Here is a 13195-nt window from a genome sequence, read left to right as displayed (position 1 = left end):
CGAAGGGCTGGGTTACTGAATGCTCTTGCCCGCGCGCACATCCTTGATGAAGCCTTTCAGGCTCGCCAGATCGCGAGGGGCGCCACGCAGTATCTGGTCACCTATGATGAAGGCCGGTGTGCCTGAGATGCTCATGGCTTCGGCCAGCGCCCGGTTGGTGCCGAGGTTCTGGTCTATGCTGCCGTCCTTGATCTTGGCCTCGACCTTGCTCCAGTTCACCCCGGCCGCTTCCGCCAGCTGCTTCACCTGGGCTTCATCAGACAGCGGGCCCTGATGGGCGTACAGCTTCTCGTGGAAGGCCTGGTATTTGTCAGGCTGACCCAGCTGCACCGCCAGCGCCGCACGGGCGGCGAAGTAGGAGGTCTCGCTCAGGATGGGGAACTGCTTGTAGATATAACGGATGTCCTTGTCTTCACCCAGCAGTTGCTTGATCAGCGGATGGGCGCGCTTGCAGTAACCGCAGTTGTAATCGAAGAACTCGACCACGGTCAGGCTGCCCTTGGGGTTGCCGCTCTCGGGATCCTGATTGGCATAGAGCTGCTTGGCGTGTGTCTGGATCAGGCTCTTGTCGTTGGCCGCCTGCTGGCTCTCCTGCTTGGCGCGCAGGGCATTGGACATCTCGACCAGGATCTCCGGATTCTTGACCAGATAGTCGCGCACGATTTGCTCGACATCGCTCTTGGTCAGCTCGCTTGCCTGAACCGGCGCCGCAAGCAGGGTGGCGCCAGTCAGGGCGCAAAGCAGGGCATGTTTGATTCTCATAAGTCCATCTTGCTGGAAATTTCGTGATGGCCACTATAGTGGGTGAGTCTGTTTTCAAGTCAAGTTATCTGGTTGAAAAAGCGCTGCTTATGCCCAGTTTGTCGACTTTATGCGTCATTTAGCCCAATAAATCGGCAAACGCACCGCGAGGGGATTTACAAGCCGGATCGCCATGGGTAATATTCGCCGCACTGTCGCGGAGGGGTGGCAGAGCGGCTGAATGCACCGGTCTTGAAAACCGGCGATGGGCGACCATCCGTGGGTTCAAATCCCACCTCCTCCGCCATTTATTAAGCCAAAAAGGCCATCCGAAAGGATGGCCTTTTTGCTATGTGCTCAGTGCCCTTTCAACGGTGCTTTCATACAGGCATATCTGAATTTGCAGGATAAACTGTGGGCAATCTCCGATTTTGTGAGAGGTCCAAGTGTGCCATCCGTTGACGCTTGTTAACATGCGGTACGTTTCCATGTTTGGCCACCCTACCTTGTGCACGATCCTCATACCCTAGAAATGAACACCCTGCATGCGCTGGATCTCATCGCCCAGTTTGAGACTGCTGCTGATGAGCGCACCATAGTGACCCTGTTGCGTGAACTGACCGCGCACATGGGATTCGATTATTTCAGGCTCGGCCTGATCTTCCCCAGCACTATTCAACGTCCCGATGTCATCATCTTCAACGGTTGCCCGCAAGCCTGGGTGGATACCTACACGGCCAGCGGTTTCTTTGCCATCGATCCCATCGTCAAACGCGGCATGACCCAGAGCACCCCCATTCTGTGGGCCGATGTGGTACGCGATGAAGAGGGTGGTGATGAGCAGGGCCGGGAGGTGATGCAGCTGGCCAGCGAGTTTGGCATTCGCGATGGCGTGACGTTTCCCTGGCACGGAGCCAACGGCCATGTGGGCTTGCTCTCCTTCATCACCAGCGAATCTCGCACCAGGGCGCAGTGGCTCTCTGCGGTGCCTTTTCTCAGCTGGCTCTCCATGCATATTTTCGAGGCGGTGGCCCGGGTTTGTCTGGCTGGCCTGTCACCGCACGATGCGTTGAGTTTGCGGGAGCTGGAGGTGTGCCGCTGGGCTGCGGAGGGCAAGCAGGTGAGCGATATTGCCCAGATATTGGGGATCACCCCTCGTACCGTGACGTTTCACCTGAACAATGTGGTCAGCAAGCTGGGGGCCAGCAGCAAGAGTCAGGCCATCTCATGGGCTCTGAAGCAGGGGATGGTCAGGTTGAACGTGGAGATGGCGCTGGTTGCCAATGTGGATGAGAAACAGTGATTTCATTGGCATTGAGCAAGTAGTTGCGCGATCTGCAAAACATTCAACTGAGTGGGCAACTATTTATGGTGTAAAGGCCGGTAACGCACAACTTATTGCGCTGCATGAGTGAGGTTTGCTTGGGTGTTTTACTTAAGATGCTGAAAAGTAAGGGCTAAAAAGAGTGGCATGGTCGCTGCTAATGGTTTGGTCGAGTGCTATCTCATTTAACCAACCCATCAGGAGCATACACATGCCAACTCCATGTTATATCAGCATCGAAGGTAAAACCCAGGGCAATATCACCGCAGGTGCCTTCACCTCCGATTCCGTCGGCAATATCTTCGTGCAAGGCCATGAAGACGAGATGCTGGTACAAGAGTTCCAACACGTTGTTACCGTGCCGACCGATCCGCAATCCGGTCAGCCTGCCGGCCAGCGCGTCCACAAGCCGTTCAAGTTCACCGTCGCTCTGAACAAGGCCGTACCGCTGATGTACAACTCCCTGGCTTCCGGCGAGATGCTGCCGAAAGTGACCCTGAAATGGTACCGCACCTCGGTCGAAGGCAAGCAGGAGCACTTTTTCTCCACAGTGCTGACTGACTCCACCATAGTCGATATCGACTGCCAGATGCCCCACTGCCAGGATCCGGCGAAGTCTGACTTCACCCAGCTGATCCAGGTCTCTCTGGCCTATCGCAAGATTGACTGGGAGCACACAGTGGCTGGCACCTCCGGCTCTGACGACTGGCGTGCACCTATCGAGGCCTAAGCCCCGAGTCCTTATTGACGTTATTCCTTGTAATGCACCCCAGGGTTCTGGCGTTCACAGTGTCAGTGGTCGCCAGGCCCGTGCAAGCTTTCTCCGGCCTGTTCATCTGGACGTGGTCGGAGCTTTTGTGTTTTGCCATATGGCTGAAGGCATCGACCTTATTGCAAAGCACAACAGAGGTCAGTCGTGATGTGTCCCACTATTGCATTGCCCGGTGACATTGGCACCGACCACGATGGGTTCCACCCATCCCCCGTGATTGCCGCGAGCCCCGATGTGTTCCTCGATGGCAAACCGGTGGCTCGGCAGGGTGATCCGCTGGCCCCTCATGTCAAACCCAACAATCCTCCCCATCCGCGCAGCATCTCGGGGGGCGTCGGCTCCGTGCTGTGCACTTTGCGGTGCAGTGGCAAGCCCATCGCCGTGACCGGCACCGTCATAGGTTGCGGTGGCGTTGTGATTGGCTCTGGCAGCGGACAGGCAGGATAAGGAACAGCGTTATGGCAGACAGCACAGGATTACAATTTACCGTCAAGGTGGGGGCGCTGCCCGAGAGCACCTTCGTGGTGGCCGAGTTTGCGCTGGAAGAGGCGCTGAACGGGCCTTTCCAGCTGCGCTTGGAATTGGCGAGCCCAGAGCCCGACGTCGACTTCGGTGCCGTGCTGGACCAGCCGTGCGAGCTGATGGTGTGGTACAACGGCGAGCTGCAGCGGCGGGTGTGCGGGGTCGTGAGTGATTTTGCGCAAGGGGACAGCGGCTTTCGCCGTACCCGCTATCAGCTCATGGTACAGCCGGCGCTGTGGCGGCTCTCTCTTCGCCACAATTCCCGCATCTTTCAGGCGCAAAAGCCTGACGAAATCCTCTCCATCCTGTTGCAAGAGCACGGCATCACAGACTACGCCTTTGCGCTCAAAAACGAGCATGCCCAGCGGGAATACTGCGTTCAGTATCGCGAAACCGACCTCGCGTTCGTCAACCGGCTTGCCGCCGAAGAGGGGCTCTTCTATTTCCATGAATTCGACGCGGGCAAACACCGCGTCGTGTTTGCCGACGATGCGGCGGCCTTGACCGCCGGCCCCGCGCTCTTCTTCAACCTCGGTAACCGTTCGCTGGAGCAGGGCCCCTATGTGCGCCAGTTCCACTACCGGGAGGCGGTGCGCCCCAGCGACGTGGAGCTCAAAGACTATAGCTTCAAGACCCCGGCCTACGGCCTCTCCCACAAAAAGGTGGGAGCTGAGCTGGAACACCAGCGGGGCACCTACCAGCACTTCGATTTCCCGGGCCGCTACAAGCAGGACGGCAGCGGCAAGGCGTTTGCCCAGCACAGACTCGATGCGCTGCGCAACGACGCCATGGAAGGCAGTGGCAAGTCCAACAGCGCGGCCCTGCTGCCAGGCCAGTATTTTTCGCTGACCGAGCACCCGAATGGCAGTCTGAATACCGACTGGCAAATCGTGCGCATCAGCCACACCGGTTTGCAGCCGCAGGCGCTGGAAGAGGAGGGGGGCAGCAGCCCGACCGTCTACCACAACGAATTTGCGGTGGTCAAAGCCAGCACCAGCTGGCGGGCGCGCATCGGCAGCCCACAGGCCCCTCACAAGCCCATGGTGGATGGCCCGCAAATCGCCACAGTGGTCGGCCCCGAAGGGGAGGAGATTTACTGCGACGAACATGGCCGGGTTAAACTGCAATTCCCGTGGGACAGATACGGCAGTTCCAACGACCAGAGCTCCTGCTGGGTACGGGTATCTCAAGGGTGGGCAGGTGGCCAGTACGGCATGATGGCCATTCCGCGCATTGGCCACGAAGTTATAGTGAGTTTCCTGGAAGGAGACCCCGATCAGCCCATCGTGACCGGCCGCACCTTCCATGCCACCAACCGGCCCCCCTACGAGTTGCCGGCCAACAAGACCCGTACCGTGCTGCGCACCGAAACCCATCAGGGTGAGGGCTTCAACGAGCTGCGCTTCGAAGACCAGGCGGGCAAGGAAGAGATCTATATCCACGGTCAGAAAGACCTGAACGTGCTTATCGAGAACGATGCGGCCTGGCATATCAAACACGACCAGCACAGCGACATCGACAACGAGCGGGTGACTCGCATCAAGGCCAATGACCACTTGACGGTGGAGGGTGAGAAGCGCGACCAGATCAAGGCGGACTATTCGCTGACGGTGGATGCCAGCCTGCATCAGAAGCTGGGCCAGTCCCTCTTGGTTGAGGCGGGCAGCGAAGTGCATCACAAGGCAGGCATGAAAATCGTGATGGAAGCGGGCTCCGAGCTGACCCTGAAAGTCGGTGGCAGCTTCGTCAAGATAGACCCAAGCGGTGTCACCCTCTCCGGTGGTTCCATCAAAATGAACTCGGGTGGCAGCCCGGGTTCTGGCGCCGGTTGGGCAGGCAAGGCGCCCATCCTGCCGGGCAATGTCGAGGTGCCAGCACCACCTCCGGCAACCTTGCCTGCTCCGGCCATTCACAAGAGCATGGAGTCCATGGCGCCGCTGGCCAAGCCTTGTCCGCTCGCGCCACCACCACCCGCCCCACCCCAGTTTGCCGGGGGACCACCAGTGCCACCACCCGCCCCACCCCAGCTTGCCGGAGGGCCATCAATGCCACCGCCGCCACCACCCGTTGCGGCCAAAGGGGAGGGCAAAAAGCCGGCAAAGAAGTGGGCGACGGTAGAGATATCCAAAGCGGATGAAGCGCTCAGATACTATTCGGCGCAGGGATACACGCTGCTCAATAACTATTTGCGGGATCGCCCCTACAAGCAGCGAGAGGCCATCGATACCCTGCTTAGTCGCAGCTATTTGAATGATGAGCCAACATCCGCGAGTGAGTTTGACCAGGCAATAAAGGCCTATGTTGCCGATGTGGAGGCTGGTCTGGCGAAATTGCCGGCCTCACCCGATTTGGACTTCGTGTACCGGGGGTTGGCGCTGGACAAGCCGGAGCTTGCAGCCCTGAAAGATCAGTTTACCGGGGTGGGCAATATCGTTGTTGAGCCAGGATTCATGAGTACCTCACCGGACAAGGCCTGGGTCAACGATACCTTGTTGAGGATCCGCCTGCCTGCCGGTCATGGTGGCCGTCTGCTGGGAGACGCTGCGCACTTCAAGGGGGAAGCGGAAATGCTGTTTCCGACCCAGACCAGACTCAGGGTCGATCGGGTGGTTTCCTCCATGAGCGGAGATTTCGACACCTTGCTCAATACGATTCCAACCTCTGACAATGCATCGGACAACCGCAGCAGGATCAAGCGACTGATTGAGGTTTCCGTATTATGACGTTATCTGATTGGCTCGCTGGCAAGCAAGCGGGTGAAATATATGCCGTCATCGATGGAGCCCTGGCGGCGTCAGCCGTGGCAGATTTCTATACATATGACGGAGAGAATGCCAATCCACTTTTTGCCGGTACCGCTTTCGATGAGCAGTCTGCGTTGGGGCCCTGGTTGCTACCTGCACCTTCCACTGAGTTCATGACTGCCAATCCTGTCCTGAGCGGCTTCTACCTGATCAGCGATCAATCAGTGGCGCTGATCCGTCGCCATTGGCAGAGCCTGATAGAAGCGATCCGTGAGGGAGAAGCTGTCTGGTTTCGTTTCTCTGACCCACGCATTTTCCTGCCCATGCTCAGCGCCATGACCCCTGATGAACGCGATAGTGTGCTGGGGCCCTGTTCCGGGCTCTGGATCCATGGCAAGGCCTTCTCTCGCACGCCTCATGCCCGGTTCCAACCCGCATTGCAAAGCCCCTGGTTTCATATCCGGCCTCATCACCTGGCTGGACTCTACGACGAGAACCGTCATGCCTACATCTTGCGGCGGCGGTTATGGCAGACCATGACGGCTATGATGGAGCGTCATCCCGACCCGGCCGGGACCATTTTACCCACCCTCAAACAGGCCAATCAGGATGGGCTGCAAGAGGATGTGCGGGATGGTGTGGTGGCTGGCGCCTTGACCTTGCAGGCCAATCTGGCTCTTGAAGAGATACGGGAGCCATTGATGCTGACCGACGATGAACTGGTTCAGGTAGCCAACTGGCTGAACAAACATCACGAATTGACAGGAGTATCCTGATGGCGGCAGATCCCCACTGTATCCCTTGCGAACGTTATGATAACTGGATAGAGATAGACGTTCGTGATGAGCACAACTGTTCGTTCAATGGGCTCAAGGCGACTTTGACTGACGAAACAGGCAAGTCAGAGACGGTCACCCTGAAGGATGGACCCACCCTGGTACGAGGGTTTGCAGTTGGCCCGGTGGCTGTAAAAATCGAGACGCCAGCCTGGCTCAAGGCGGCGCAATCCCGTGAGGCCCTCAAGGAGGGTGAGGTCACACAGGTACCCGCCTATACAGACAAGCTCTTCGGGCACTGCGACGTCAAACGAGAGCACATCAAGGTGACCTCAGGCGACCTTTGCCTCACTGAACCAGAGCAGCCACTACCAGGAGGACATCAGGCAGAACAGGCTCAGCCTCCCCGCTTTTTCACCAAGCACTCCTATGTGATTGAGGTGAAGGGCTATCAGATCAATATCTTGCGGATTGGTGTCTTCTTCGATGGTACCTCGAACAACACCTTTAACCATTTGATTGGCAAGGATGGAATAGAGACATTTTTGGAACAATGCGCTGCTCCTGAAGAACGAGAAGCACTGCGCAAACAGTGCGAGGCGGGGGATGTCCCTCTAAAGGTTGCAAGCCAAGCAAATGATGTTACCAATATTGGTAAGGCCCATGATTTATACATTCGCCGCAATAAAGGTGCTCTTAGTGTTGCGGTTTATATTGATGGCATCGGCACTGAGGATGGGGATGGTGACACCGGAGCTGGACAGGGTGCCGATACTGGGAGCACCTCAAGTCTGGCCAAAGTTGAGAAGGCCTGTAAAACCAAGATTGTCGAGGAACTCAAACTACAATTAGGCCCAACGCTCAATACCCTCGACTGTATTCACAAGATCAACTTTGATGTATTTGGTTTTAGCCGAGGTGCCTCGGCTGCTCGGCAATTTGTCAACATGCTCGATCAACAAGCAAACCATCTCTTGGCTGACGCTATCGGAAATAAGAGTACCATCAAGCTAAAAGCAGGCTTTGACTGGGCTAATCGTGAGGATTGCCGTATTAAATTTGTCGGCTTGTTCGATACCGTTTGTACTGCAATGTTCAATAAGCGAAACGTAACGTTAGCCCCCGACTGTGCCGAACGGGTAGTCCATCTCATTGCAGCCGATGAGTGGCGCTATTTCTTTGCCTTGACCCGGATCACTGATGATGTTGCTGGTAACCAGATTGCACCCAATTTTACTGAGGTGCTCATTCCAGGATCTCACTCTGATGTGGGTGGTGGTTACTACAGCCGATGGAGTTTGAGCAATCCCAATAGCGATCCCGCGATTACAGAGCAAGTCTCCATCAAGATTTGTAGAAGTGAAGCATCTGCTATGACATATGACCCTAAAGATAGCAGCGCCTATCGACGAGCTAGGCAGTATGCCGAAGAGCAGGTGGTAAAGGGGTGGGGTAACGAGGTTGTTGACTTACCTAATGTGGCGAGTGCTCCGGTGAGGAATAAGGTCAGCTTGCGAGTGAGGAGCAGCCGACATCCCAAGACAGATAAAATGAGTGTCGAGGTTGAAGTGCTGCTCAATCGCGTAGTCGAAGGTGAATACTCACGCATTCCACTTCACATGATGGTCACAGCTGCTCAGGATGTTGGAGTGCCATTTATCACATGGAAACCAGATGAACGAGCGCTCATGTTGGAAAGTGGTGCACCTAAACTCCCTCGTACCGATCTGGCCAAACTTGATATGCTCTGGGTCAATGCCGCCAAAGAGCGGGGGGTGTCCAAGGATTTAACTAAGCAACTCGATGCTGAGGCCTACCGCCAACTGCGTTTTGAATATCTTCATCACAGCGCTGATACAGGATTGGTGAATAGGTCACATCACCACCGAGGCAAAGAAGCGCGTCATATTTACACTAACCAGGAGGGGGGATAATGAAATTCCGTTGGATCGGCTTGTCACTACTGGTTATGGCTCTACTTGGGTGCAGCAGCAAAGGTATAGCCAATAGCCAAAACACTATGGACTGGCGTTATATGGTGGGTACCAATGCGGATGAAATTTGGAGCAGCAAAGCCAATTTTTATCGAGATGGAAAACCTATTCATGGCTCATCAAATGGGGCGGTATCATCGGTTAGCAAGGAGTCATTGAGGGACAAAGACTACAGTTGGACCATCGGCAAGGGAAGGAGTGCTGAAAATCAACCGATACCCAATGAAGTACAAATAGAGTGGGTCTCGTACCATGATAAAAAGCGCTATGGTATTACCCTGAAACTACCTGTAGACATTGGCACTCAGATGGCCCAGCGTTACTTCATCTCAAATGGCAAAAAACGCGAAGAAACGCAGCGTAATGTCATTGCCGTAGGGATGGCTCCGGGCGGTTATGTCGAGGTGTTCCTGACACAATACAACGTCAAACCAGACATTCTGCTTGTTAGGGGTTTAGCCCATGAAGTAACCGATGATTATTATGACAAGCGAGTTCCCTTGAGCAAGCAATACGGGTTTGACGAGTTTTATCAAAAATATGGTGCAGCCTATCAAAAGTACCCAACCCCCAGTGGAATGGACTGGGCTCCCATCATGGATGCTTATCGTGCTGCCCAACCCGTCACCGATGTGAATCCTGTGTCTGAATAACGATTCTGTTTCATCTCAACCGGCGATAAAGGTGAGCTGAATTATTAAGTAGACCAATATTTGTACGCTATGTAATGCGGCACCAATGCCCCATCAGCTCATGCCGATGGGGTTTTTTGTTTGTCTTTCAATGATGGCCAGGGATCAGCCCAATCAGGTGCTGCAGGCTTTTCTGGCGGGGATGGCGACGGGTGGCGAGGCTGATGCGGGTGGTGAGCGGTTCATCGGCGATGGGGTGATAGCTGACGCCGTGGGGGTGCAGCTCGCTCACCGAGCGTGGGATGATGGCGACCCCGAAACCGGCCTGCACCATGCCGACGGTGGAGATCACTTGCGGGCTCTGGCTGCCGAGGCGGGGGCTGAAGCCGGCCCGCTGGCAGCGCTGGGTGATGGCATCGTACAGGCCGGGCCCGAGCTCGCGGGGGAACAGGATGAAGGGGTCCGCCGCCAGGGCCTCGATGGCGATGGCGTCGCTGCCTGCCAGCGCATGGTGCGGGGGAAGGGCGATCAGCATCTCCTCCTCATCGATGAGGTGGTGGGTCAGTGCCGAGCTGCTGCTGCACGGCAGGCGCAGGATGGCGGCATCCAGCTCCTCGCTCACCAGATCGCGCACCAGGTTGGGCATGCTGTTCTCGATGGGATGCAGGCTCACCTCGGGCCAGGCCTGGCGAAAGTCGTGGATGAGCCGCAGCACGCTCGGGTGCAGCACTGTGGAGCCGGCAAAGCCCAGGCGCAGGGAGCCGAGCTGACCACGGGCGATACGCCTGGCCTTCTGCATGGCCTGCTCGGTTTGTGACAGTATCCCCTTGGCATCCTGATAGAGGCTCAGTCCCGCCTCGGTCAGCTCCACGCTGCGGGTCAGCCGGTGAAACAGCGGCGTGCCCACCTCCTGTTCAAATTTGCGGATCTGCTGGCTGAGCGGTGGCTGGGCCATGCCCAGCGCCTCGGCCGCCTTGGTAAAGCTCTGCTTCTCTGCCACGGCTACCAGGTAGCGCAGGTAACGAAATTCCATATCTGGTACGTCTCGAAGCTGATGGGTTTGGATATTGGTATCAAACTGTGATCTTGGTCACTATTGAATCCTGATTTGCCAACCTAACAGGATTGGAGGTTAAATCCAAATGGAAACCTATACACAGTGTGACTGTGCCATCGAGATCAGCCAGCAGTTTGCCCGCTGGCAGGCCCGTCAGGGGGGCGGCGAGGTCTATCAGAGCTCCTTGATGAGCGCCCTGCTGGCCGGCGTCTATGAGGGCGAGACCACCATGGCCGATCTGCTGCGCCACGGCGACTTTGGCCTTGGCACCTTCAACCGGCTCGATGGCGAGCTGATTGCGTTCGAGCGCCAGATCCACCAGCTCAAGGCCGACGGCTCGGCCCGTCCGGCCCAGGCAGGCCAGAAAACCCCGTTTGCGGTGATGACGCATTTTCGCCCCTGCCTGGAGCGCCGCTTCGATCACCCCCTCAGCCGCGATGAGATCCATCAATGGATCGATCAGCTGGTGGGCACCGACAACGTCTTCGTCGCCTTTCGGCTCGACGGCCTGTTTGAACAGGCGCAGGTACGCACCGTGCCCTGCCAGACCCCGCCCTACAAACCTATGCTGGAAGCCATAGAGGCCCAGCCGCTGTTTTCGTTCAGCCAGCGGCGCGGCACCCTGGTGGGCTTTCGCTGCCCGCCCTTCGTGCAGGGGATCAATGTGGCCGGCTATCACGAGCACTTCATCACCCAGGATCGCCAGGGCGGTGGTCATATCCTCGACTACGCCATGGGCCACGGCCAGCTGCAGTTGTCTGTGGTTCAGCACCTCAACATAGAACTGCCACGCAATCCGGCCTTTCAGCAGGCCGACCTCAATCCCGCCGATCTAGACCGCGCCATCCGCGCCGCCGAAGGCTAATCCCTTCGCTTACAAGGAGTTATTCTCATGGAAAATCAACACTGGGGCTGTGGGGCCGAACTGGTGGTGCGCCACCTGGAGGCACAGGGCGTCAAGCAGGTATTCGGTATTCCGGGGGCCAAGATCGACCGGGTGTTCGATGCGCTGGAAGACTCCCCCATCGACACCATAGTGGTGCGTCACGAGGCGAACGCCGCCTTCATGGCCGCCGCCGTGGGCCGGCTGACCGGCAAGGCCGGGGTGGCGCTGGTGACCTCGGGCCCGGGTTGCGCCAACCTGATCACAGGCCTCGCGACCGCCACCTCGGAAGGGGATGCCATGGTGGCGCTGGGTGGCGCGGTGCGACGGGCCGACGGCCTCAAGCTCACTCACCAGAGCCTGGATACCGTCAGCCTGTGCCGCCCCGTCACCAAGTTCAGCGCCCAGGTGGGCACGGGATCCGCCCTTTCAGAGGTGATGGCCAACGCCTTTCGGTCCGCCGAGCTGGGTCGCCCTGGTGCCGCCTTCGTCAGCCTGCCCATGGACATCATCAACGAGCCGACCGATGGCGCCATCCTGGTGCCCAGAGCCATTCCCGAACCCGGTGCCGCCGATGAGGCGGGCATCGACAGGGCGCTGAGCCTGCTGGCGCAAGCCCGCAAGCCGGTGGTGCTGCTCGGCCTGCTGGCCAGCCGGCCGGAGAACTCCCTCGCGGTGCGCGCCTTTTTGGACAAGAGCCGGTTGCCGGTGACGGGCACCTATCAGGCGGCCGGCGTGGTGGATACCCACCATTTCGATGACTTTGCCGGTCGGGTGGGGCTGTTCAACAACCAGCCGGGGGACAGGTTGCTGCAGGGGGCGGATCTGGTGATCTGCATCGGTTACAGCCCCATCGAATATGACCCTGTGCTGTGGAACGGCACGGGGGAGCGGCAACTGCTGCACATCGATGCCCTGCCGGCGGAGATAGACAGCAGCTACTGCCCGGCGGTGGAGCTGGTGGGCTCCATCAGCGCCAATCTCTATTGCTTGACCAAGATGTTGAACCAGCCGCTGGCACGGGATCCCGCCATCGCCGCCCTGCTCGGGGAGATCCGGGCCCAGCGCCATCAGTTGACCCAGCATGCCCAGCATCTGGGGGGCATGCCCATCCATCCGCTGCGCATCGTCAAGGAGCTGCAGGACATCATAGGGCAGGACATGACCCTGTGCGTGGACATGGGCAGCTTCCACATCTGGATTGCCCGCTACCTCTACAGCTTCCGGGCGCGCCAGGTGCTCATCTCCAACGGCCAGCAGACCATGGGGGTGGCGCTGCCCTGGGCCATAGGTGCGGCCATGGTACGGCCGGGGGAGAAGATCATCTCGGTGTCCGGCGATGGCAGCTTCATGCAGTCGAGCATGGAGCTGGAGACGGCGGTGCGGCTCAAGTCCAACATAGTGCACATCATCTGGGTCGATAACGGCTACAACATGGTGGCGATGCAGGAGGAGAAAAAATACCGCCGCAGCTCGGGGGTGAGCTTCGGGCCCATCAACTTCAAGGCCTATGCCGAGTCCTTTGGGGCGGCCGGGTTTGCGGTCACCTGCGCCGAGGATCTACGGTCGACCCTGCGCGCCGCCATGGCGGTCGTTGGACCAGCCGTGGTGGCCATACCGGTAGATTACAGTGACAACCACCTGCTGATGGAGCAGCTCAGACCCGAGTTGCTGAGCTAGCGAGCGTCCGAGTTGCGCCCGGCCAATAGCAGAGCGCCCCTTGCCGGCAGGCAAGGGGCGCTCTGTCATG

General features: G+C 58.0%; 11 protein-coding genes, 1 tRNA gene and 1 pseudogene. 11 read left to right on the top strand and 2 right to left on the bottom strand.

Annotated features, from left to right (window positions below):
• Positions 1 to 12 precede the first annotated feature (12 nt).
• On the bottom strand, positions 13 to 762 hold the full coding sequence (locus tag ACM3N8_RS06560) for a DsbA family protein (protein ID WP_290019755.1): 750 nt from the start codon (positions 760 to 762) through the stop codon (positions 13 to 15).
• A gap of 198 nt (positions 763 to 960) precedes the next feature.
• On the opposite strand from ACM3N8_RS06560, the gene ACM3N8_RS06555 reads away from it, so the two are divergent.
• From ACM3N8_RS06555 to ACM3N8_RS06515, 9 genes and pseudogenes are all read left to right on the top strand, one after another.
• Positions 961 to 1048 (top strand) — tRNA-Ser (locus tag ACM3N8_RS06555).
• A gap of 225 nt (positions 1049 to 1273) precedes the next feature.
• On the top strand, positions 1274 to 2044 hold the full coding sequence (locus tag ACM3N8_RS06550) for a LuxR family transcriptional regulator (protein ID WP_290019877.1): 771 nt from the start codon (positions 1274 to 1276) through the stop codon (positions 2042 to 2044).
• A gap of 232 nt (positions 2045 to 2276) precedes the next feature.
• The gene (gene hcp1 / locus ACM3N8_RS06545; protein ID WP_042867131.1) at positions 2277 to 2795 is read left to right on the top strand and encodes a type VI secretion system effector Hcp1; all 519 of its coding nucleotides are present in this window, start codon (positions 2277 to 2279) and stop codon (positions 2793 to 2795) included.
• 189 nt (positions 2796 to 2984) lie between these two features.
• Positions 2985 to 3284 (top strand): type VI secretion system PAAR protein, encoded by a 300-nt coding sequence (locus ACM3N8_RS06540; RefSeq protein WP_290019876.1) that lies wholly within the window; start codon positions 2985 to 2987, stop codon positions 3282 to 3284.
• An 11-nt stretch (positions 3285 to 3295) separates the two neighbouring features.
• Positions 3296 to 5206, top strand: a pseudogene (locus tag ACM3N8_RS06535) (type VI secretion system tip protein VgrG); the annotation flags it as partial.
• A gap of 72 nt (positions 5207 to 5278) precedes the next feature.
• Complete coding sequence (locus tag ACM3N8_RS06530; RefSeq protein ID WP_416015893.1) at positions 5279 to 6082, top strand: ADP-ribosyltransferase; 804 nt, start codon at positions 5279 to 5281, stop codon at positions 6080 to 6082.
• Positions 6079 to 6879: a DUF4123 domain-containing protein gene (locus tag ACM3N8_RS06525; protein ID WP_290019875.1), complete on the top strand. Its 801-nt coding sequence runs from the start codon at positions 6079 to 6081 to the stop codon at positions 6877 to 6879. The genes ACM3N8_RS06530 and ACM3N8_RS06525 overlap by 4 nt, the downstream gene beginning before the upstream one ends.
• Complete coding sequence (locus ACM3N8_RS06520) at positions 6879 to 8813, top strand: T6SS phospholipase effector Tle1-like catalytic domain-containing protein (RefSeq protein WP_290019874.1); 1935 nt, start codon at positions 6879 to 6881, stop codon at positions 8811 to 8813. Before ACM3N8_RS06525 ends, ACM3N8_RS06520 begins: the two co-directional genes overlap by 1 nt.
• The gene (locus ACM3N8_RS06515; protein ID WP_241279190.1) at positions 8813 to 9526 is read left to right on the top strand and encodes a DUF2931 family protein; all 714 of its coding nucleotides are present in this window, start codon (positions 8813 to 8815) and stop codon (positions 9524 to 9526) included. The genes ACM3N8_RS06520 and ACM3N8_RS06515 overlap by 1 nt, the downstream gene beginning before the upstream one ends.
• Before the next feature lie 127 nt (positions 9527 to 9653).
• Here ACM3N8_RS06515 and ACM3N8_RS06510 read toward each other — a convergent pair whose 3' ends face one another.
• Positions 9654 to 10538: a LysR family transcriptional regulator gene (locus tag ACM3N8_RS06510; protein ID WP_290019873.1), complete on the bottom strand. Its 885-nt coding sequence runs from the start codon at positions 10536 to 10538 to the stop codon at positions 9654 to 9656.
• A gap of 109 nt (positions 10539 to 10647) precedes the next feature.
• On the opposite strand from ACM3N8_RS06510, the gene budA reads away from it, so the two are divergent.
• Together budA and alsS are read left to right on the top strand one after the other, a co-directional pair.
• Positions 10648 to 11427 carry an acetolactate decarboxylase gene (gene budA / locus ACM3N8_RS06505; RefSeq protein WP_098984791.1) on the top strand — a complete coding sequence of 260 codons (780 nt, stop codon included), beginning with the start codon at positions 10648 to 10650 and terminating at the stop codon, positions 11425 to 11427.
• A gap of 27 nt (positions 11428 to 11454) precedes the next feature.
• Entirely contained in the window at positions 11455 to 13125 is a 1671-nt protein-coding gene (gene alsS, locus ACM3N8_RS06500) for an acetolactate synthase AlsS (protein ID WP_098984790.1), read from the top strand.
• Positions 13126 to 13195: the final 70 nt, after the last annotated feature.

It is taken from the genome of Aeromonas sp. A04, from assembly GCF_047780465.1.
GTDB lineage: Bacteria > Pseudomonadota > Gammaproteobacteria > Enterobacterales > Aeromonadaceae > Aeromonas > Aeromonas bestiarum.
This window is presented reverse-complemented; position numbering and strand designations above follow the sequence as displayed.